This is a genomic window from Streptomyces sp. NBC_01471 (genome assembly GCF_041438865.1).
Taxonomy (GTDB): domain Bacteria; phylum Actinomycetota; class Actinomycetes; order Streptomycetales; family Streptomycetaceae; genus Streptomyces.
Genome location: NZ_CP109451.1, coordinates 476,037 through 496,371, shown reverse-complemented (window position 1 = coordinate 496,371; position 20,335 = coordinate 476,037). Strand labels below are relative to the sequence as shown.

16 protein-coding genes are annotated in these 20,335 nt (G+C 69.8%); 13 read left to right on the top strand and 3 right to left on the bottom strand.

The window, feature by feature from the left end; genetic code table 11:
• Window positions 1-81: 81 nt before the first annotated feature.
• From OG285_RS38140 to OG285_RS38130, 3 genes are all read right to left on the bottom strand, one after another.
• A complete protein-coding gene (locus tag OG285_RS38140) occupies window positions 82-1,458 on the bottom strand; it encodes a hypothetical protein (protein ID WP_371793741.1) in 1,377 nt (458 codons plus the stop codon).
• A gap of 439 nt (window positions 1,459-1,897) precedes the next feature.
• Entirely contained in the window at window positions 1,898-2,929 is a 1,032-nt protein-coding gene (locus OG285_RS38135) for an ATP-binding protein (protein WP_331760465.1), read from the bottom strand.
• A gap of 115 nt (window positions 2,930-3,044) precedes the next feature.
• Complete coding sequence (locus OG285_RS38130) at window positions 3,045-3,698, bottom strand: ScbR family autoregulator-binding transcription factor (protein ID WP_331760464.1); 654 nt, start codon at window positions 3,696-3,698, stop codon at window positions 3,045-3,047.
• 479 nt (window positions 3,699-4,177) lie between these two features.
• Here OG285_RS38130 and OG285_RS38125 point away from each other — a divergent pair, with 479 nt between their 5' ends.
• From OG285_RS38125 to OG285_RS38065, 13 genes are all read left to right on the top strand, one after another.
• The gene (locus OG285_RS38125) at window positions 4,178-5,233 is read left to right on the top strand and encodes a ketoacyl-ACP synthase III family protein (RefSeq protein ID WP_331760463.1); all 1,056 of its coding nucleotides are present in this window, start codon (window positions 4,178-4,180) and stop codon (window positions 5,231-5,233) included.
• Between the two features lie 436 nt (window positions 5,234-5,669).
• Window positions 5,670-6,449 (top strand): response regulator transcription factor, encoded by a 780-nt coding sequence (locus tag OG285_RS38120; RefSeq protein WP_331760461.1) that lies wholly within the window; start codon window positions 5,670-5,672, stop codon window positions 6,447-6,449.
• Window positions 6,450-6,513: 64 nt separating this feature from the next.
• Window positions 6,514-7,365 carry a hypothetical protein gene (locus OG285_RS38115; protein ID WP_331760460.1) on the top strand — a complete coding sequence of 284 codons (852 nt, stop codon included), beginning with the start codon at window positions 6,514-6,516 and terminating at the stop codon, window positions 7,363-7,365.
• Between the two features lie 239 nt (window positions 7,366-7,604).
• Window positions 7,605-9,359 (top strand): biotin carboxylase N-terminal domain-containing protein, encoded by a 1,755-nt coding sequence (locus OG285_RS38110; RefSeq protein WP_331760459.1) that lies wholly within the window; start codon window positions 7,605-7,607, stop codon window positions 9,357-9,359.
• 562 nt (window positions 9,360-9,921) lie between these two features.
• Complete coding sequence (locus OG285_RS38105; RefSeq protein ID WP_331760458.1) at window positions 9,922-11,391, top strand: FAD-dependent monooxygenase; 1,470 nt, start codon at window positions 9,922-9,924, stop codon at window positions 11,389-11,391.
• A gap of 59 nt (window positions 11,392-11,450) precedes the next feature.
• Entirely contained in the window at window positions 11,451-11,783 is a 333-nt protein-coding gene (locus tag OG285_RS38100; RefSeq protein ID WP_331760457.1) for a TcmI family type II polyketide cyclase, read from the top strand.
• Window positions 11,780-13,051 carry a beta-ketoacyl-[acyl-carrier-protein] synthase family protein gene (locus tag OG285_RS38095; protein ID WP_331760456.1) on the top strand — a complete coding sequence of 424 codons (1,272 nt, stop codon included), beginning with the start codon at window positions 11,780-11,782 and terminating at the stop codon, window positions 13,049-13,051. Before OG285_RS38100 ends, OG285_RS38095 begins: the two co-directional genes overlap by 4 nt.
• Window positions 13,048-14,262: a ketosynthase chain-length factor gene (locus OG285_RS38090; RefSeq protein ID WP_331760455.1), complete on the top strand. Its 1,215-nt coding sequence runs from the start codon at window positions 13,048-13,050 to the stop codon at window positions 14,260-14,262. The genes OG285_RS38095 and OG285_RS38090 overlap by 4 nt, the downstream gene beginning before the upstream one ends.
• A 155-nt stretch (window positions 14,263-14,417) precedes the next feature.
• Window positions 14,418-14,690, top strand: coding sequence for an acyl carrier protein (locus OG285_RS38085; protein WP_331760454.1), 273 nt, complete (start codon window positions 14,418-14,420; stop codon window positions 14,688-14,690).
• Between the two features lie 81 nt (window positions 14,691-14,771).
• Window positions 14,772-15,557, top strand: a complete 786-nt coding sequence (gene fabG / locus OG285_RS38080) for a 3-oxoacyl-ACP reductase FabG (protein WP_331760453.1) — start codon at window positions 14,772-14,774, stop codon at window positions 15,555-15,557.
• Window positions 15,558-15,588: 31 nt separating this feature from the next.
• A complete protein-coding gene (locus OG285_RS38075) occupies window positions 15,589-16,566 on the top strand; it encodes an aromatase/cyclase (RefSeq protein WP_331760452.1) in 978 nt (325 codons plus the stop codon).
• Between the two features lie 62 nt (window positions 16,567-16,628).
• On the top strand, window positions 16,629-18,857 hold the full coding sequence (locus OG285_RS38070; protein WP_331760580.1) for an SDR family oxidoreductase: 2,229 nt from the start codon (window positions 16,629-16,631) through the stop codon (window positions 18,855-18,857).
• A gap of 33 nt (window positions 18,858-18,890) precedes the next feature.
• Window positions 18,891-20,333, top strand: a complete 1,443-nt coding sequence (locus tag OG285_RS38065) for an MFS transporter (protein WP_331760451.1) — start codon at window positions 18,891-18,893, stop codon at window positions 20,331-20,333.
• Window positions 20,334-20,335: the final 2 nt, after the last annotated feature.

The following is a 20,335-nucleotide window of genomic DNA, read 5'->3' as shown; positions in this document are numbered from 1 at the left end:
TGCCGGGCAGGGCTTCGGCTCCTGCCCGGCAGAAGGCCGTTCCCGGTTAAGGGCCGTTCCTGGTTACCGGGCCGTTTCTGGTTACCGGGCCGCCCGCAGCTCGGCGCGGCACCGCAGGTAGTACGAGTTCGGGCCCACGGGCAGCCGGGCGGGTGCAGAGGGCTGCTGTGGTGCCCGCCCGGGGCGGGGGAGTGGTACGCGTTCCTGAGGATCGCGGCGAGGCTCCGCGCTCCGGACAGCTGTGGCCCCCGCGCGGCGGTCCAGCCGCGCCTCGCGGCAGGCGCCGCACCGTGCCCCGGTCGACCAGAGCACTCCGGACTCACAGTCCGGGTTCGCGCACCCCCGCCGCGGCAGGGCGACCCCGACCAGCCACCGTCCGCTGTCGCGTATGTCCGACGTCATGGTCCGGGCGAGCCGCTGCTCCAACCGTCCCCGCACACGGCCGACGGACGCGCCTTCCGTCAGCTGCCGCCCCACTTCACGGCCCACCAGCCGCTGTACGTACAGGCTCAGCGCCGGAAGCATCCACCGCACCGGCTCCAGCGCTTCGTGGACCCGTGCGCTGAACGTCAATGGCTCCCGGCTGCGGATCCGTGGGGGCGCTTCATGGTGAACAGGGCCCGGCAGGGCGGACACCGGTGACGCAGTCGCCGAGCTGCGCGGTTCCTGTCCCACCGGTGCTTCGCCTCCGGCGGGAAAGGCCAACGGCGGTTCGTCATCGGGTCGTTCAGTTCTCTGGTCTTCCTCATACACGAGCGATGCATCACTGTGCGCCGATCCCGAAACCTCTTGAGCACGACAAGACGTGGTCTGAGGCGGCTGCCCGGATCCCGGTCTCCGTGGTTCGGTCGCTCCGGAGACGGATCCCGTGGTGCTACCGGCCACACCGGCCACACCCGGCACGGGCGGACGGTCGTGCGGGATGAAGCGGTGGCGTCCCTGCGGGCCCGACCGGCGCTCCACCACGACCCACCCCGAGGCATCCAGTGCGTCGATGGCCCGTCCCGCGGCCTGCGCCGTGAGCGGCCGGCCGGCCCGGGGCCCGGAGTGGTGCCGCAAGAATCCGGCCAACTCGCCCTCGGTCAGCGGTATGCCGCGCACCTGGGCGTAGCAGAGGACGGCGTACGCCCGGAGGTGGCGGGGCTTGAGGTCCTCGCAGGCGGCCACCGGGAGCCAGATGAAGGGCTCCTCGGACGTCATGGGCCGCAGGCGCCGGCGTGCGGTCGTCCCCGACCCTCCCGGCAGCGAGCGCCGTTCGTTCACGGGAAGTTCCACGATCCCGTCGGGGGCGGGACTGCGCAGCTGCGCCACGCCCCGCTCCACCGTCGCCTTCGACAGGCCCAGGTAGCGGGCGAGGGTGCGGGTGCCGGCCGTGCAGCCCTCCGCGCGCTGTCCCAGCGCCTTGACCTTCATATAGACGCTGAGCGCGGCGTCCGAGTAGCACGCGGAAGCCACCAACCGCCAAGGGACCTTGACTCGTTGACGGCGTTCGGGCACCGGCGACGGGGGTACGGGCAGGGGGCTACGGTCGGCCATAGTTGCGCAGGAATCAGTTCGGGGCTGGAAAATCGGGGTAGCAGAGCGCATGATGTGGGTGTCTCCTGCGGGGAGGCATGAAAGTCACCTCGGGTCGTGTCCGAGGTCCTGACAGGGTTCACATCAGCCGGGCTGGCACCCGGCTGAAACTCTGCTCACTGAAATGGGATTCTGTGAGCAGAGGGGATGAACCCAAGAAATCCGGTGCTGGCACACCGGATTCGTGGCAGAGGGACGGCCGCCCTTGAACGGTACGGCTCCGTAGGCTGGACGTATCAGGGCATGGTCCTCCTCGGAGGGTGCATCGAACACTCCTCATTTCCGGCAGTTGTTCCGGGGATCGGCGTGCGTGCGCCCGTGGTCAGGCGTAGGGGCGCACGGGGACGTGGATGTCCACGCGCGTTCCCCCGGCGGGGCCGCTGCGCACCGCGAGTCGCCCGCCGAGCGTCTCGATCCGCTCGGCCATGGAGCGCATACCGTGGCCCTCCCTGTGCGGAGGCAGGTGCGGCCCGGGCTCGAAGCCCGTGCCGTTGTCCTCGATTCGCACATGCGCCCATCTGCGGGTGACGCGCGATACGACGGACACCTGCGTGGCCGAGGCGTGGGCGAAGCTGTTGCGCAGACACTCGCGCACGGCCAGGAAGATCTCGCGCCGCCAGGCGTCCGGCAGGTCCCGCTCCTGGCCGGTCGAGCTGACCGACACCTTGAGGTTCGCCGGAGCCGCCTGGACGGCGAAGTCGCGTACGGCTTCCTTCAGCAGCGGAACGTCCGTCTCAGCACGCAGGCCGCCGACCAGACCGGCTATGCGCCGCTCGGCCTGTGCCAACGCCTCCTGCGCGGCGCCGAGATGACCGCCGGGATCGCCGGCGGCGGTCCCGAGCAGGGTGAGCCGCCGCAGTGCCAGGTCGATCGGCGTACCGATCTCGTCGTGCACCTCGCGGGCGAGTCTGCGCCGCTCGTCCCAGAGCGCGTCCGCCGTCTGCTCGGCCGACTGCGCCCCCTCCGGCGGCTGCCGCACCATGGACCGCGGCCGCAGGGCGGCCGCCGCGGGCGGAAGTTCGCACCAGAGGTGATCCCGGTCCGCTGCGATCGCGCCCGCCGGGACGCCGGCAGGGCCCGGGACACGTCCGGCGTGGTTCGTCAGTGGGGATGCGTCGGCCTGCCGCTCCTGCCGGGTGGTCAGGACCCGTGTCGCGGCGGCCTCGAACTGGTTCAGCACCGCTGTTCGGTCCGGTGACGCGGGCCCGGACGGCCGGGCGGGCGCTGTGTGTCCCGGACGGCCCACGATCGCCCGGGACAGGCCCGCCTGCAGGGCCGCCGCGAAACCTTCGCCTACGGCGCTTTCCAGGATTCCGACGCCCGACTGGACTGCCGGGCGGTGGCGGAGTTCCATGGTTCTCCTCACATGAATGCGTCGACCAGCGATCCAGTGCGCTGAACATAACAAACCGGCACGACTGTTTGTCAAGGGCCGCTGGCGGGGCACTCAGTGCGCATATGACGGATCGTCAGATCTGCTGTCGGGGCGAATGCGCCGGGTGATCCGCCGGCCTGCTGCCGTCCGGCCGCAGACCGCCCAGGACCTCTGCCGTGGCCAGCCGCGGCAGCAGCAGCCGCCAGAAACGGGTGAGTGCGAAAGCGGACAGTCGCGCCTCGTCGTGGTGTCCGAGAATCTGGAATCCGGTGGTGGCTGCCACGATGGTCTCGACGATGTCGCGCTGCGGTGCGCTCCCCAGCAACTCGTTGCCCGCGTCGGCCTCCCGGAGCAGCAGGCCGACGTACGACTCCCACTGCTCCCGCAGGGGTTTGCCGCTGCCCCGGTTCGTGTGGCAACTGACCTGGAAGCCGCCGCGTACGACCTGGTCATGGCTGAACAGCCTGGCCAGGGCGTGGGTGGTGTCGATCAACGCCTGCAGCGCGCCGCCGCGCCGGCGGTAGACGTCTCCGGCCGCGGCGCGCAGGGTCCTGGACGCCGCCTCCTCCACGGCGTCGGCCAGGGCCTCCTTGTTGGCGAAATGGAAGAACAGCGCGCCACGGCTCACTCCGGCGCCCTGGCTGACCTGTTCGAGCCTCGCCTGGGAGTACCCGCCCTGGTCGAAGACATGGGCCGCGGACTGGATCAGAGCGTGACGTGTGCGGGTGGCCCGCTCCTGCTTGCTCACGGAAGTGCCCTCCAGGTGAGGTGAGTGGTTGACCCGTGAGCGTGGGCTCGGGGGGAGCGCACGGCGTGGCTGCTCATGGCGAGTCGATGGGGGTGATGCCGCGTCATGAGCACTATGAAACCAACTTGCCGGTTTCATAGCTAGGTGTTGGTCCTAATTGCCTGGAATAGCAACATAACTTGTGGGGCGGATCATCCTGTGCAGTGGGGAGTGCTGGTTGCGCCGGGTGGAGACGGCCGGGTCACAAATAGGCCTCTGAGCAGGGTGATTGAGCACTGTCTCGAAGGTTCGAGAGAGGGTGGGTGAGGCTGCGAGCTCTTGTTGACAAACCGGAATGCCGGTTTGTAATGTCGCTTCTATGTTTGTTCAGCGGTGCCCGACGTAGAGCTTCAGGAGCAGCCGATGTCACGTCCCACTGTTTACTCCGCTCCTGCGGCGGCAGCCGTCAACGCGCCCCTGGACCAGTGGAGTCGGCAGAAATGCCGCACGACATGAAACCGAGGGCCCACGCGGGAATCGCCGCAGCCGCGGTCTGGCTGCCCGCGAATCGGCAGAGCTGCGAAGCGGCCGTACGGGAAGGGGAACTGACCCGCCGCGCGGCCGACGACCTGGGACATGCCACGTTGCCCGTGGCCGAGGACGTCTCCGCTCCCGACATGGCTGTGCGGGCCGGTGAGTCCGCCCTCGGACGGGGTGGTGTGCGGGCCGAGGACGTCACCTCCCTCTACCACGCGTACATGCACTACCAGGGGCACGACCTGTGGCCCGTCGCCCACTACATCGCGCACGGCCTGGGCGCATCGGACGCCGTGCCTGTCGGCATCCAGCAGATATGCAACGGCGGGACGACCGCCGTCGAACTCGCCTTCTCCCGGCTGGCGCAGGACGAGGACCCGGGCTTCGCCGTGGTGACCACGGCGGACAGGTTCGTTCCCCCGGCCTTCGACCGGTGGACCAGCGACTACGGCGTCGCCTACGGGGACGTGGGCACCTCGGCGGTCCTCACCACGGACCCCGCCCACCCGTGCCCGCTCCTGCTGCGCTCGGTGTGCACGACGGCCGCCCCCCACCTCGAAGGCATGCACCGCGGCGTCGCCCCCTTCTCACCGGCACCGGTCCATCACGCGACCCCTGTCGACATGCGACGTACCAAGCGCGTCTACCTCAGGGCCAACGGCGTCAAGGCCTTCGACGACGCCAACACCGCCGCCATCGAGCGGGTGGTGACCGAGGCTCTGAAGGACACCGGTCTGACCCCTGACGACAGCCGTCTGCGCGCCGTGGTGCTGCCGCGCTTCGGCGCTCGACTGCTGCGGGAGAGCTGGGCGCCCGTCCTGTCCGGTGCGACATCCGCACCGCTGTGCGACTGGGGCCGTGAGACGGGTCATGTGGGGGCGGGCGACGCCATCGCAGGGCTCGCCGAACTGCTGGACCGGCGCCTGCTGTCCGCCGGCGACTTCGCGTTCATCCTGAGCGCGGGAGCCGGTTTCACCTGGTCCTGCCTCGCCGTCGAGGGAACAGGGACCCACGTCTGACATCCGGCGGCCCCGCCACGTCCCGGCCGGTCCGCGGTCCCGACGTACACGGGTCGCCCGACCACTGTGGCAACACCCGCACCGGTGACACGGGCCCTGTCCGGAAACCGCTGACGGGGACGTGGGCGGTGGAACGGGCGGGAAGCGACACAGTCGTGTCCCTTCCCGCCCGTTCCACCGCCCACATGCAGCATCAGAAGAAACCGGCACACTGGTTTGTGTGTTCGTCAGGATCTTCTTCTCGCGGACCAACGGCATACAACTGGTGCTCATCTGCCACGATATAGCGACATAACGGGCACTCAGAAGGGTTGATCTGCAGCCCAGTTCGTCAACTTCGATCCGGAAGACCTTTGACAAACCAGCGAGGCGGTTTATATTTTCGAACGTAGTCCGTGCTTGCAGCACGTGTCTTGCATCAATCCAGGGGGAGAGAATGCGCCAGAGTTCCGTAAGTCTTCTAGAGCCACACACCGCTGCCCAGCGTGCGCACGGAGGTCCCGAAACGACGGGGGCAGCGCCTCTCAACGCCGGTCGCGGGCCGAGCACTTCTTCCGAGAACTGGCGCATACTCGTTGTCGAGAGCAATGCATGCGACGCGGAGACCCTGATCAGGGGGCTGCGCAGGCACGGTCGTGAGGTCTCCAGCATCGACACGGGGGCCAAGGCCCTGGAGGCGTACCAGGACGTCGATCTGGTGCTCCTCGACCTGGAACTCCCCGACCTCGACGGTCTCGAAGTCTGCAAGGAGATCCGCGCGGCCTGCGACATCCCGGTCATCGCGGTCACCGCCCGCAGTACCGAACTGGACTGCGTTCTCGCCCTCCAGGCGGGCGCGGACGACTACCTCGTCAAGCCCTACGGGTTCCGTGAGCTCATGGCCCGCATGGACGCCGTGATGCGCCGGGCGCGTTCGCACCCGCCGACGCCGCAGGCCATCGAGCACGGGCGCCTGCTCATCGACTCCGGCACCCGCGAAGTCCACGTGGACAGCCAGCTGGTCAACGTGACCCGCAAGGAATTCGATCTGCTGTACCTCCTGGCCCTGCACCCCGACACCGTCGTCCCCCGCAGCGAGCTCATGGAGCGGGTCTGGGGGGACGCCTGGTCACGTCGCACCGTCGACACCCACGTGAGCAGTCTGCGCGGCAAGCTCGGCGCCAGCGGCTGGATCATCACCGTGCGCGGGGTCGGTTTCCGCCTCGGCTGTGCATGAGTACGTCGTCGGACGAGCGGCCACGGACAGCAGACACTTCGGATGCGCACGAGCGGAGACACCGATGCAGCGCAGTGGAACATCATCGCCCATCCTGTGTGAAGGGGAGGACTGCCGCCGCCGGGCGGACGGCGGCGGGTCACACAATCTGCCGAGCCCGGGACGGCGTCTGTGCGCCGACTGCCGCCACCGCCTCGTCCGCAGGCTTCGTGAACTGCCCGGTCTGTACAAGGAATGCGGACAGGTTCTCGGCGCCACCCTGCAGCTGCGGCAGGAGCGCACGACCGGCGGCTCCCTGCCGGGGGGGATGCCCTTCAACGCCGCTGCGGCCGACGTCCGTTCGGAGATCGTCGCCACGGCGGGGGCGTGGAGTGGTCTCGTCGCCGAGGAGCGGCGGCTGGCCGCGCCCCGGCGCACCGTGGAGGAGCTCTCCGCCTTCCTTGCCCGGCATGCCGACTGGCTGTCCGCCCACCCGGCCGCCGCGGACGTCACCGGGGAGCTGGCCCGTGTCGAGGCCAAGGCCCGCCGCGTCGCCCGGCCCGGCGGGAGCCGGCGCCGTCTCGTGGGAGCGTGCGTGATCAACGGGTGCGACGGCGAACTCAGCTCCGTCGTCGGAGACGACACGCGGCCACTGGAGATCCAGTGCGACGCGGACACGGAACACACGTGGGCCGGGCACCAGTGGACTCAGCTCAGCCGGACCCTGGGCCGGCCCGGGGCAGCAGGCTCAGCCGCGTGGCTCGCCGCGTCGGACGTCGCCCGTCTGTGGGAGACCCCGGTCGGCACTGTCTACCGGCTGGCCAGTGAGCAGCAGTGGGAGCGGCGCAGGGAGGGCACGCGGACCCTGTACCGGGGGACGGACGTCCAGGACTGTTTCAACCGGCGTTCGGAGCGGGCGGTCACAGGACGCGGCTGACGCGCCTCTGACGTTGCCGTGGCCTGAGTCGCACACCACTGCGGAGAGTGTGGGGGAATCCGGACACAAGCCTGAACTGGCTTGTATTGCGGCGTAGTTGAAAACAGAAGAAGCTGGTTGTCACTGTCCGGTGCGCTGTCCCCGAGACCGCACGAACCTCGGCTGCGAAGCCTTGTGGACGCCGCGCAGCCCGTCGGGCGGGCGCCCCGCACCGAACGAGCCTGGAGGAGAGACAGATCGTGCGCAAGGTGCTCATCGCCAACCGTGGCGAAATCGCTGTCCGTGTGGCGCGGGCCTGCCGGGATGCCGGGATCGTGAGCGTAGCCGTGTACGCCGACCCGGACCGGGACGCCCTGCATGTCCGGACGGCGGACGAGGCGTTCGCCCTGGGTGGTGACACTCCGGGGACCAGCTACCTGGACATCGCCAAAGTGCTTGCCGCAGCGGCCGATTCCGGGGCTGACGCCATCCACCCGGGTTATGGATTCCTGTCCGAGAACGCCGAGTTCGCCCAGGCCGTGATCGATGCGGGCCTGACCTGGATCGGCCCGCCCCCGCAGGCCATCCGCGACCTCGGCGACAAGGTGGCGGCCCGCCACATCGCCCAGCGTGCGGGCGCCCCGCTGGTGGCGGGCACCCCCGATCCGGTCTCCGGCGCCGACGAGGTCGTCGCCTTCGCCCAGGAGCACGGTCTGCCGATCGCGATCAAGGCGGCCTTCGGCGGTGGCGGGCGAGGCCTCAAGGTGGCCCGCACGCTGGCGGAGGTACCGGAGCTGTACGAGTCCGCGGTACGCGAGGCCGTGGCCGCCTTCGGCCGCGGCGAGTGCTTCGTGGAGCGCTACCTCGACACGCCCCGGCACGTCGAGACCCAGTGTCTCGCCGACTCCCACGGCAACGTCGTGGTCGTGTCCACGCGTGACTGCTCGCTCCAGCGCAGACACCAGAAGCTGGTGGAGGAGGCCCCGGCCCCCTTCCTCTCGGAGCAGCAGAACGCGCAGTTGTACGCGGCCTCCAAGGCGATCCTGAAGGAAGCCGGATACGTGGGCGCCGGCACCGTGGAGTTCCTGGTCGGCACCGACGGCACCGTCTCGTTCCTGGAGGTCAACACCCGGCTTCAGGTCGAACACCCGGTGACGGAGGAGGTCACCGGCATCGACCTCGTCCGCGAGATGTTCCGGATCGCCGACGGCGAGGAGCTGGGGTACGGCGACCCGGCGGTCCGCGGGCACTCCTTCGAGTTCCGCATCAACGGCGAGGACCCGGGCCGCAACTTCCTGCCCGCCCCGGGCACCGTGACCACGTTCGCGCCGCCCACCGGCCCCGGCGTCCGGCTGGACGCGGGCGTCGAATCGGGCTCGGCCATCGGCCCGGCCTGGGACTCGCTGCTCGCCAAGCTGATCGTCACCGGTGCGACGCGCCGGGAGGCGCTGGAGCGGGCGGCCCGTGCGCTGGCGGAGTTCACCGTCGAGGGCATGGCGACAGCGATCCCCTTCCACCGTGCGGTAGTCGTCGATCCGGCGTTCACCGCCGCCCCGTTCACGATTCACACGCGGTGGATCGAGACCGCGTTCGTCAACGAGATACCCGCGTTCGCCGCCGGGGCCGATGCCGCGACGGATGACGGACCGGGCCGCGAGACCCTCGTCGTCGAGGTCGGCGGCAGGCGCCTGGAGGTGTCCCTGCCGTCCCCGCAGGGGGTGATGCCGATCCGTGCCCCCGGTGCGGCGGGTGCCAAGCCGAAGCGCGCGGCCACCAGGAAGGCCGGCCCCGCCGTATCCGGCGACGCCCTCGCCTCTCCCATGCAGGGCACGGTCGTCAAGGTCGCGGTCGAGGAGGGCCAAGCGGTCGAGCAGGGTGACCTGGTCGTCGTTCTTGAGGCCATGAAGATGGAACAGCCGCTCAACGCGCACCGGCCCGGCACTGTCAAGGACCTCATGGTGGAGGTCGGCGCATCACTCGCCGCCGGCGCTGTCATTTGTGAAATCAAGGACTGATCCACTCCCGGATGATCACGCCGAACTGACGGCAGGGGGCGGCTTGCGATGTGCGTGTACAAATCGGTGTGGGGAATTGAGCAGAACTCTACGAATACCTGACAGTGGGGGACTGCGTCGACGTATTCGGTTCGATCCGAGAGGAATCCAACGAGCGGGAAAGGCGTGTCCCTTCAGTGGCCGCCACCGCATCAGGAATCCGGTTTGGCCGAATGAGTGACAACGTCGTCGTGAGTCCGCTGTACCGCCACCACCTGGACTGATCGGTCGTACAGCTGGTGGGGCGGATCTGTTCCGAGGCCGTCGCGGGAGCAGTGTCAATTGCTCCCGTTGCGGCCTCCGGCGTGTCCGTAAGAATACTGCGCGAAGACGTGAACAAAGTTCACCAACGTCTGACCTGGAAAGCCTTGAAGTGAAGCGCCGGGTCGAAGAGTCTGGTCAATAGCTTCCGCTGCATTGTCTTTGCGTCGCCGGGGGACCGATGGGCACCTCATGAGAGAACACCGGGCATGTCGAATATTCAATCCAGCGAAGGACTTTCGATGAGGTCAAGGAGACGCGCATGGACGCAGAGGTAATCGTCGTAGGGGCCGGACCCGCAGGGCTCATGCTCGCTGGTGAACTGCGGCTCGTGGGCGTCGACGTCATCCTGCTGGAGCGCCTCGCCGAGCGGACGGGCGAGTCGCGCGGGCTCGGTTTCACAGCCCGCACGATGGAGGTTTTCGACCAGCGTGGTCTGCTCTCCCACTTCGGGGATGTCGAGACCAGCAACGTGGGTCACTTCGGTGGCCTCCCGGTCGACTTCGCCGTCCTGGAGGGTGCGCACCAGGCGGCCAAGAGTGTTCCCCAGTCCCAGACCGAGGCGGCCCTCGAATCATGGGTGACCAGGCTCGGCGCCGACCTGCGCCGCGGCCACGAGGTGCTCTCCGTCAAGGACACTGGAGACCACGTCGAGGTCGGAGTACGCGGCCCCGAGGGCGAGCAGACGCTGTGCGCCCCCTATGTGGTCGGATGCGACGGCGGTCGCAGCCTGGTGCGCAAGACGGTCGGTTTCGATTTCCCCGGCACCGAGGCGACCCTGGAGATGTTCCTCGCCGACGTGAAGGGCCTCGACCTCCAGCCCCGCATGATCGGGGAGACCTTCCCCGGTGGCATGGTCATGGTGGGTCCGCTTCCCGGCGGGGTCACCCGGCTCATCCTCTGCGAGCGCGGCAGGCCCCCGCAGCGCCGTACGGCTCCGCCGTCGTACCAGGAAGTGGTCGACGGCTGGAAGCGCGTCACCGGAGACGACATCTCGCACGGCGAGCCGGTCTGGGTCAGCTCCTTCGGCGACGCGACCCGGCAGGCGACCGAGTACCGCCGCGGCCGGATTCTGCTCGCCGGGGACTCCGCCCACATCCACCTGCCGGCCGGCGGGCAGGGCATGAACACCAGCATTCAGGACGCCGTCAACCTCGGCTGGAAGCTGGCTGCCGTGGTCAAGGACCGGGCACCGCTCCCGCTGCTCGACACCTACCACGACGAGCGGCACCCGGTCGGCCGGCGCCTGATGATGAACACCCAGGCCCAGGGGCTGCTGTTCCTCAGCGGATCCGAGGTCCAGCCGCTGCGCGACGTGCTTCTGGAACTGATCCAGTACGAGGACGTCAGCCGTCACCTCGCCGCCATGGTCAGCGGACTGGAGATCCACTACGACGTCGGCGGCGGAGCGAATCCGCTGCTCGGCCGGCGCATGCCCCATCTGGAACTGGTCGGCGACGAGTTGAAGACCAGCAGCACCGTACTGCTGCACGCCGGTCGCGGCCTGCTTCTCGACTTCGAGGACAACCCGCGGCTGCGCGCGAGGGCCGCCGGCTGGGCGGACCGGGTGGACGTCGTGACCGGAGCGCCGCACGGGATCGCGGACGACAGCGTGCTGTCCGGCACGGCTGCCGTGCTGGTGCGCCCCGACGGTTACGTGGCCTGGGCCGCGCCCGGCAGCCACAACGACCTGCCCACTTCCCTGGAGCGCTGGTTCGGACCCTCGCGCTAGGGCGTCTCTGCGAACAGAGAACAGAACAGGGGCAATTCGGCCATGGAGGAGAGAGAAAGATGAAGCACAGCACACTGATCGTCGCCCGGATGGAACCCGGTGACAACGCGGAGGTGGCCCGGCTGTTCGGTGACTTCGACGCCACCGAGATGCCCCACCGCATGGGCACCAGGCGCCGGCAGCTCTTCTCGTACCGGGGCCTGTACTTCCATCTGCAGGACTTCGACACCGACAACGGCGGAGAGCTGATCGAGGAGGCGAAGACCGACCCGCGCTTCGTCCGGATCAGCGATGACCTGAAGCCGTTCATCGAGGCATACGACCCGGCCACCTGGCGCTCGCCCGCCGACGCCATGGCCACCCGGTTCTATTCGTGGCAGGCGTCCGAGTGAGCGCCCGTCGTGTGGTCATCACCGGGATAGGTGTCATGGCACCCGGAGGGGTCGGCACCAAGAACTTCTGGAACCTGCTCAGCGAAGGGCGTACGGCGACGAGAGGGATCACCTTCTTCGACCCGTCCCCCTATCGTTCGCGCATCGCCGCGGAGATCGACTTCGACGCCGAGACCCATGGTCTGAGCCCGCAGGAGATACGCCGGATGGACCGGGCGGCGCAGCTGGCCGTCGTGGCGACGCGGGAAGCCGTCGCGGACAGCGGTATCGAACCGGGCGGCCTGGACCCGTACCGCACGGGCGTCACGATAGGCAGCGCGGTGGGCGCCACCACCGGTCTCGACGAGGAGTACCGGGTCGTCAGCAACGGTGGTCGGCGCGCGCTGGTGGACCACTCCTACGCGGTGCCGCACCTGTACGACTTCATGGTCCCCAGCTCGTTCGCGGCGGAAGTGGCCTGGGCGGTGGGGGCGGAGGGTCCAAGCACCGTCGTGTCCACCGGTTGCACCTCAGGTCTCGACTCGGTGGGGTACGCCACCGACCTGATTCGCGAGGGCAGCGCCGACGTCATGATCGCCGGGGCGGCCGATGCCCCGATATCGCCGATCACCCTGGCCTGCTTCGACGCCATCAAGGCGACCTCCCCGCGGAACGACGACGCGGCGCACGCGTCGCGTCCCTTCGACGCCTCACGCAACGGCTTCGTTCTCGGCGAGGGCTCGGCCGTCTTCGTCCTGGAGGAGCTCGACAGCGCGAGGAAGCGCGGAGCGCACATCTACGCGGAGATCGCCGGCTACGCCACCCGCAGCAACGCCTACCACATGACGGGACTGCGGCCGGACGGCGCCGAGATGGCGGAAGCCATCCGGCTCTCGCTGGACGAGGCGCGCCTCGATCCGACGGACATCGACTACATCAACGCGCATGGTTCCGGCACCAAGCAGAACGACCGGCACGAGACCGCCGCGTTCAAGAGGAGCCTCGGGGACCACGCCTACCGGACCCCGGTGAGCTCGATCAAATCGATGATCGGCCACTCCCTCGGCGCGATCGGCTCGCTGGAGATCGCCGCGTCCGTCCTCGCCATGGAGCACAACGTGGTGCCTCCGACGGCGAACCTGCACACAGCGGACCCCGAGTGCGACCTCGACTACGTACCCCTCACCGCACGTGAGTGGAAGACGGACGCCGTGGTCACCGTCGGCAGCGGCTTCGGCGGATTCCAGAGCGCCATGGTGCTGGCCCGACCCGAGAGGAATGTGGCATGACCACGTCGGTGGTAGTGACGGGCCTGGGCGTCGCGTCGCCCAATGGCCTCGGAGCCCGGGACTTCTGGGCGGCCACCCGCGCCGGGAAGAGCGGCATCGGGCCGGTCACCCGGTTCGACGCGGCTCAGTACCCGGCGCGGCTGGCCGGAGAGGTCCCCGGCTTCGCCGCCGAGGACCACCTGCCCAGCCGGCTGCTTCCCCAGACGGACCACATGACCCGCCTCGCGCTGGCCGCGACGGACTGGGCGCTCGCCGACGCCGGTGTACGCCCGGACGAACTGCCCGAGTTCGACATGGGCGTCATCACGGCCAGCTCCTCGGGCGGCTTCGAGTTCGGCCAGGACGAACTGCGGAAGCTGTGGAGCAAGGGCAGCAAGCACGTCAGCGCCTACCAGTCCTTCGCCTGGTTCTACGCCGTCAACAGCGGCCAGATCTCCATCCGGCAGGGCATGAAGGGCCCCAGCGGTGTGGTGGTCAGCGATCAGGCCGGCGGCCTCGACGCGGTGGCTCAGGCACGGAGGCAGATCCGCAAGGGCACCCCGCTCATCGTCTCCGGTGGCGTCGACGCCTCGATCTGCCCCTGGGGCTGGGTCGCGCAGCTGGCGAGCGGCCGGCTCAGCACGAGTGAGGACGCGGAACGCGCCTACCTGCCCTTCGACGCGGACGCCCGGGGCCATGTGCCCGGCGAAGGCGGTGCGATCCTCGTTCTGGAGGACGCCGAGTCCGCCCGTGCACGCGGGGCGGACGTCTACGGTGAGATCTCCGGATACGGCTCGACGTTCGACCCCCGGCCGTGCAGCGGCCGTCCGCCCGGGCTGCGCAGGGCGATGGAACTGGCCCTGGACGAAGCGGGTGTGCAGCCCGGTGACGTCGACGTGGTCTTCGCGGACGCCGCGGCGGTACCCGAACTCGACCGTATCGAGGCCGAAGCGATCAACGCGGTCTTCGGTCCCCGGGGCGTCCCGGTCACCGCGCCCAAGACCATGACCGGCCGCCTGTACTCCGGCGCGGCCCCGCTCGACCTCGCGGCAGCGATGCTCGCCATTCAGGAGGGGCTCATCCCGCCCACCGTGAATGTCGAAGCCGCTGCCGACTATGACCTGGACCTGGTGACCAGCCGGCCCCGCACCGCCGAGGTGCGTACGGCTCTGGTACTGGCCCGGGGCCACGGCGGCTTCAACTCCGCCGTGGTCGTACGCGCCGTCGACTAGCGCCCAGCGGGCCACGTTCGCCTTCCCGGCGAACTCCGCCTGCCGCGGCGCCGGACGGCGCCTCCGAACTGCGCCCCTGTCGGTCGAATCCCCCGAGGCCGGCGGGGGCGTAGCTGTGCCCCATGACATGACGCACCGAAGACGAAGGGAACACCGTGGCAATTCAGAACTTCACCCTCGACGACCTCAAGCGGATTCTGCTTGAGGGTGCAGGCGAAGGCGAGGGAGTCAGCCTGGACGGCGACATCCTCGACACCGACTTCGAGAAGCTCGGCTACGAGTCGCTCGCCCTCCTGGAGACCGGCGGGCGGATCGAGCGCGAGTACGACATCGAGCTCGACGACTCCGCGCTCACCGAAGCGGCGACCCCGCGCGAGCTGGTGGACATCGTCAACTCCCACCTCGGGGCCGTGGCCCAGGCCGCCTGAGACCCGTCCGTCCGCCGGGCGGAGGCGCTTGCCCATCCGCCCGGCGGGCCCCAGAACCCTGACCACAGGAGAAGAGAAGACATGCCGCAGAAGGACCAGAGGGTCGCCCTCATCACTGGCGCCACCAGCGGAATCGGGCTCGCCGTCGCCCGGCTCCTGGGCACCCGGGGCCACCGGGTGTTCATCGGAGCCCGCAACACCGAGAACGTGGCCTCGACCGTCAAGCAGCTGCGCGAGGAGGGCATCGATGCCGACGGCGCCACCCTCGACGTGCGCAGCGCCGACGACGTGAAGACCTTCGTACAGACCGCGGTGGACCGCTTCGGCCCGGTCGACGTCCTGGTGAACAACGCCGGCCGCAGTGGTGGCGGTGTCACGGCCGACATCGAGGACGAGCTGTGGAACGACGTCATCGACACCAACCTCAACAGCGTCTTCCGGGTGACCCGTGAGGTGCTCAACGCCGGCGGCATGCGCCACAAGGACCGCGGCCGCATCATCAACATCGCGTCCACCGCCGGCAAGCAGGGAGTGGTGCTGGGCGCTCCGTACTCCGCCTCCAAGCACGGCGTGGTCGGTTTCACCAAGGCGCTCGGCAACGAGCTCGCCCCGACCGGGATCACCGTCAACGCGGTCTGCCCCGGCTATGTGGAGACGCCGATGGCACAGCGGGTGCGCCAGGGCTACGCCGCCGCCTACGACACCACCGAGGACGCGATCCTCGACAAGTTCACCTCGAAGATCCCGCTCGGCCGCTACTCCTCGCCCGAGGAGGTGGCCGGCCTGGTCGGCTATCTGGCCTCCGACACCGCCGCTTCCATCACCGCTCAGGCACTGAACGTCTGCGGCGGTCTGGGCAACTTCTGAACCGTTCCGACCGAGACGAAGGAGTAAGAGCATGACGCAGTCCGGCCCACGCGAGGTGGAGCACGAGATCACGGTCTCGGCCCCGGCCGCCGCCGTCTACCGGCTGATCGCGGAGGTGGAGAACTGGCCCCGGATCTTCCCGCCGACCATCTACGTCGACCACGTCGAGCGCGCCGAGCGGCAGGAGCGCATACGGATCTGGGCCACCGCCAACGGCGAGGCCAAGAACTGGACGTCGCGCCGCACCCTGGACCCCGAGGGGTTGCGCATCGACTTCCGCCAGGAGGTGTCCACCCCGCCGGTCGCCGCGATGGGCGGTGCCTGGATCATCGAGCCGCTCTCGGAGCGCGAGTCGCGCATCCGGCTGCTGCACGACTACCGGGCCGTCGACGACGACCCGGGCAGCCTGCAGTGGATCGAGGACGCGGTCGACCGCAACTCCCGCTCGGAGCTGGCCGCGCTGAAGGCCAACGTCGAACTGGCCCACGCCTCCGAGGACGTGACGTTCTCCTTCGAGGACACGGTCCTGGTCACCGGCTCGGCCAAGGACGCCTACGACTTCATCAACGAGGCGAATCTCTGGGCGGAGCGGCTGCCGCACGTGGCCAAGGTCCGTCTCGACGAGGAGAGCCCGGGCCTGCAGACCCTGGAGATGGACACCCGCGCCAAGGACGGCTCCACCCACACCACCAAGTCCTACCGGGTGTGCCTTCCGTACGACCGGATCGCGTACAAGCAGGTCACCCTTCCGGCACTCATGACCCTGCACACCGGCATCTGGACCTTCGCGGAGAGCGAGGACGGGACCGCGGTGTCCTCCCAGCACACCGTGGTGCTCAACACGGAGAACATCGCCAGGATCCTCGGGGCCGGGGCGACGGTCGGCGACGCCAGGGAGTACGTCCGGTCCGCGCTCAGCACCAACAGCCGGGCCACCCTCGGCCACGCCAAGGACTACGCCGAGAACAACCGCGGGGCCGAGCCGAGCCGTACCGGGAACGAGGGCTGACCGTGGCCCGCGACACGCTGGACACCCAGGTCGTCGTTGTCGGCGCGGGGCCCGTCGGGCTGATGCTCGCCGGTGAACTGAGACTCGGCGGTGCGGACGTCGTCGTGATCGACCGGCTGGACGCGCCGACGACCGAGTCGAGGGCTTCCACGCTGCACGCCCGCACGATGGGGATCCTGGACAGCCGTGGCCTGCTCGCCGGGCTCGGCAGTCCTCCGAACGAGCCCCGGGGGCACTTCGCCGGGATCCCGTTCGATCTGACACTGCCCGGCCCCTATTCCGGCCAGTGGAAGGTGCCCCAGACCGTCACCGAGGAACTCCTGCTGGAGTGGGCGCTGTCCCTGGGGGCAGTGGTCCGGCGCGGGCACGAGCTGCGGGCGCTGACGGCGACGGCCGAAGGGGTCGAGGCCGAGGCGGCGGGCCCCGGCGGCACCGTCCGGCTGCGCGGGCAGTACCTCGTGGCCTGTGACGGCGAGAACAGTACGGTGCGCCGCCTGACCGGAGCCGCCTTCCCCGGTCAGGACGCGCAGCGCGAACTCATCAGGGCCGACGTCAGCGGTATCGAGATCCCCAACCGGCGCTTCGAACGGCTGGACAAGGGCCTCGCCATCGCGGCCAGACGGCCCGACGGCGTCACCCGGGTCATGGTGCACGCGTTCGGCAGCCGGGCCGGGGAGCGCACCGGCGAACCCACGTTCAAGGACGTGGCGGACACCTGGAAGCGTGTCACCGGCGAGGACATCGCCGGCGGCACGCCCCTGTGGGTCAACTCGTTCGGCGACGCCGGCCGGCAGCTGGAGTCCTACCGCCACGACCGGGTTCTGTTCGCCGGCGACGCCGCACACGTACAGATGCCCATCGGGGGCCAGGCCCTCAACCTGGGTCTGCAGGACGCGGTCAACCTCGGCTGGAAGCTGGCCCGGGAGGTCAGCGGGGCTGCACACCCCGCCCTGCTCGACAGCTACCACACCGAACGCCACGCCGTGGGGCGGCGGACCCTCGCCAACATCAAGGCGCAGGCCCTGCTGCTGCTCGGCGGACACGAGGTCGAGGCGGTCCGGACGGTGTTCGGCGAGCTCGTGTCCCAGGAGCCGGTCCGTACCCACCTCGCCGGCATGATCTCCGGCCTCGACGTCCGGTACGGCCGTGCGGACACGGACCATCCGCTGGTGGGCACGGCGCTCCCGCACATCCCGCTCGCCGGCGGCGAAGAGGCCACAGCGGCGGCGCTCCTGCGCACCGGGCGCGGGCTGCTCCTCGACCTCTCCGGCGACGACGAACACACCGCCGAACTGCGCGAGGCCGCCGCCCCGTGGGCCGGCCGCATCACCACGGTCGCCGCGACGCTGCCGCCCGGAGCCGGACCGGGCGCGCTTCAGGGCGCCGATTCCGTCCTGGTCCGCCCGGACGGCCACATCGCCTGGGCCGGTCAGGCGGCGGAGGGCCTCGCCGCCGCCGCCGACCGCTGGTTCGGGCCGGTCACCACCGACAGATCACCGGCGACACCGCGACATCAAAGGAGAGACACCATGGGCAGGCTCAACGGCAAAACGGCACTGGTCACCGGGTCGAGCCGGGGCATGGGCCGGGCGGCCGCCGTACGGCTCGCGCAGGACGGCGCACTGGTCGTCGTCCACTACACCGAAAACAAGGAGGCGGCCGAAGAGACGGTCGCCACCGTAGAGAAGGACGGCGGGAGTGCCTTCGCCGTCCGGGCCGAACTCGGTGACACCGGCGGTGTTCACGAGCTCTTCCTGGGCCTGGAGGAGGGGCTGAGGGAGCGCGTCGGTTCGACCAGCCTGGACATCCTCGTCAACAACGCGGGTGTCATGGGCGGGGTCAAGCCGGAGGACACCACTCCGGAGCTCTTCGACCGGCTCTTCGCGGTCAACGCCAAGGCGCCGTTCTTCCTCATCCAGCGCGCGCTGCAGAACATGCCCGACGGCGGTCGCATCGTCAACATCTCCTCGGGGCTGACCCATTTCGCCAACCCGGACGAGATCGCCTACGCGATGACCAAGGGCGCGGTCGAGCAGCTGGCGCTCCACTTCGCCAAGTACCTCGGGCCCCGGCGGATCACCATCAACAGCGTCGCGCCCGGCATCACGCGCAACAGCAACCCCGTCTTCGACATCCCCGAAGCCGTGGAGCAGATGGCGCAGCTGTCGGCCTTCAACCGGGTCGGCGAGCCCGAGGACGTCGCCGACGTGGTGGCCTTCCTCGCCTCTGACGAGGCCCGCTGGATCACCGGCTCCTTCGTCGACGCCAGTGGCGGCACGCTGCTGGGCTGACCAGGGACCGACATCCGACCGGGGAACAGGATCATGACCTCACTCAAGACACCTCCGCACACCGCGCCGGCCACGGACTGGAGCCCCCGGCTGTGGGGGCTGCTGCTCGTACTCGCCGCCAACATGCTGGTCGACGCGCTCGAAGTCTCCGTCGTGGTGGTGGCCATGCCGTCGATCGGCGAAGGTCTCCACCTCTCGCTGACCGCCGTGCAGTGGTCACTGACCGGATTCGCGGCCGGGTTCGGCGGTCTGATGCTGTTCGGCGGCCGTGTCGTGGCCCGTTACGGGCGGCGGCGGGTCTATCTGGCGGCGCTCCTCGTCTTCGCGGCGGCGTCCGTGGTGGCGGGATGCGCCGACGGACCCGGCCTGTTGCTGGCCACCCGGCTCGTCAAGGGATTCTGCGCCGCGCTGACCGCGCCGACCGGCCTGGCCATCATCGGCTCCACGTTTCCCGAAGGGCCGGCCCGTACCCGGGCGGTGTCCGTCTACAGCCTCTTCGGAGCAGGCGGGTTCACCCTGGGGCTGCTGCTCTCCGGTCTGCTCACCGAGGCGAGCTGGCGCTGGACGCTTGCTTTCCCGGCCCCCGTGGTGCTGCTCCTGTTCGTGTTCGGCCTGCGTCTGGTGCCGGCCGACAGCCCGGGCCCGGCCGCACCGGCCGGGCTCGGGACGACGGGAGCGCTGACCTTCACCGGTGGTCTCCTCTCCTTCGTGTACGCAGTGGTCTCGGTGCCGCAAGCCGGGTGGGGAGGGACCAGGGTCGTGCTCGCCGCGTTGGTCTCCGCGGCGCTCTTCGCCGTGTGCGTACGGGCCGAACGTGCCTCGCCACAGCCGCTGTTGCCGTCCGGGGTACTCACGAAACCGACGATGGTCCGTTCGGCACTGGGTGCCGCGGCGCTGAACGGGTCCTACCTCGGGCTGCTGCTGGTCATCACCTTCCAGCTCCAGTCGCTGTGGGGATGGTCCGCGCTGCGGACCGCCGTGGCCCTGCTGCCCGCCAGTCTTCCGCTGGCGGTCACCGCCCTGCTGTCCGGCCGCATGGTGGGCCGGTTCGGCCCGCCCCGGCTGATCGCGGCCGGGGCGCTGGTTCCCGTGGCCGGCTACGCCCTGTACCTGCGGCACGGCGCACCGGTGTCGTACGCGGCCGATGTCCTGCCCACGCTGCTCTGCGTGGCGGCCGGGTTCGTCCTTGCGTTCACCGCCCTGAACGTCCAGGCCACCACCGGTGTCCCGGCCGCTGAACGGGCCTCCACCGTGGGCATCTACCAGACCGCCGTTCAACTGGGCGCGGTCCTGGTACCGGCCGCCGTGGCCGCACTCCTGTACGGCCACAGCGTGTCGGGGTCCGCCGCCTCCGTCGCGACGGACAGCCGCCCCGCCCTGGCCCTGGTCACCGCTGTCGGTGCGCTGGGTCTCCTCGCAGGTCTCACGGGGCTCCGGCCCCTTCGGCGCCACAGCGCCCGCACACCCGTGGCATGACG

What these genes read in the sequence shown, in the direction of transcription:
- OG285_RS38135 (WP_331760465.1), bottom strand. Translation starts at nt 2,929, where the DNA reads ATGGAACTCCGCCACCGCCCGGCAGTCCAGTCGGGCGTCGGAATCCTG.
- OG285_RS38125 (WP_331760463.1), top strand. Translation starts at nt 4,178, where the DNA reads ATGCCGCACGACATGAAACCGAGGGCCCACGCGGGAATCGCCGCAGCC.
- OG285_RS38120 (WP_331760461.1), top strand. Translation starts at nt 5,670, where the DNA reads ATGCGCCAGAGTTCCGTAAGTCTTCTAGAGCCACACACCGCTGCCCAG.
- OG285_RS38115 (WP_331760460.1), top strand. Translation starts at nt 6,514, where the DNA reads ATGCAGCGCAGTGGAACATCATCGCCCATCCTGTGTGAAGGGGAGGAC.
- OG285_RS38105 (WP_331760458.1), top strand. Translation starts at nt 9,922, where the DNA reads ATGGACGCAGAGGTAATCGTCGTAGGGGCCGGACCCGCAGGGCTCATG.
- OG285_RS38100 (WP_331760457.1), top strand. Translation starts at nt 11,451, where the DNA reads ATGAAGCACAGCACACTGATCGTCGCCCGGATGGAACCCGGTGACAAC.
- OG285_RS38090 (WP_331760455.1), top strand. Translation starts at nt 13,048, where the DNA reads ATGACCACGTCGGTGGTAGTGACGGGCCTGGGCGTCGCGTCGCCCAAT.
- fabG (WP_331760453.1), top strand. Translation starts at nt 14,772, where the DNA reads ATGCCGCAGAAGGACCAGAGGGTCGCCCTCATCACTGGCGCCACCAGC.
- OG285_RS38075 (WP_331760452.1), top strand. Translation starts at nt 15,589, where the DNA reads ATGACGCAGTCCGGCCCACGCGAGGTGGAGCACGAGATCACGGTCTCG.
- OG285_RS38070 (WP_331760580.1), top strand. Translation starts at nt 16,629, where the DNA reads ATGCTCGCCGGTGAACTGAGACTCGGCGGTGCGGACGTCGTCGTGATC.
- OG285_RS38065 (WP_331760451.1), top strand. Translation starts at nt 18,891, where the DNA reads ATGACCTCACTCAAGACACCTCCGCACACCGCGCCGGCCACGGACTGG.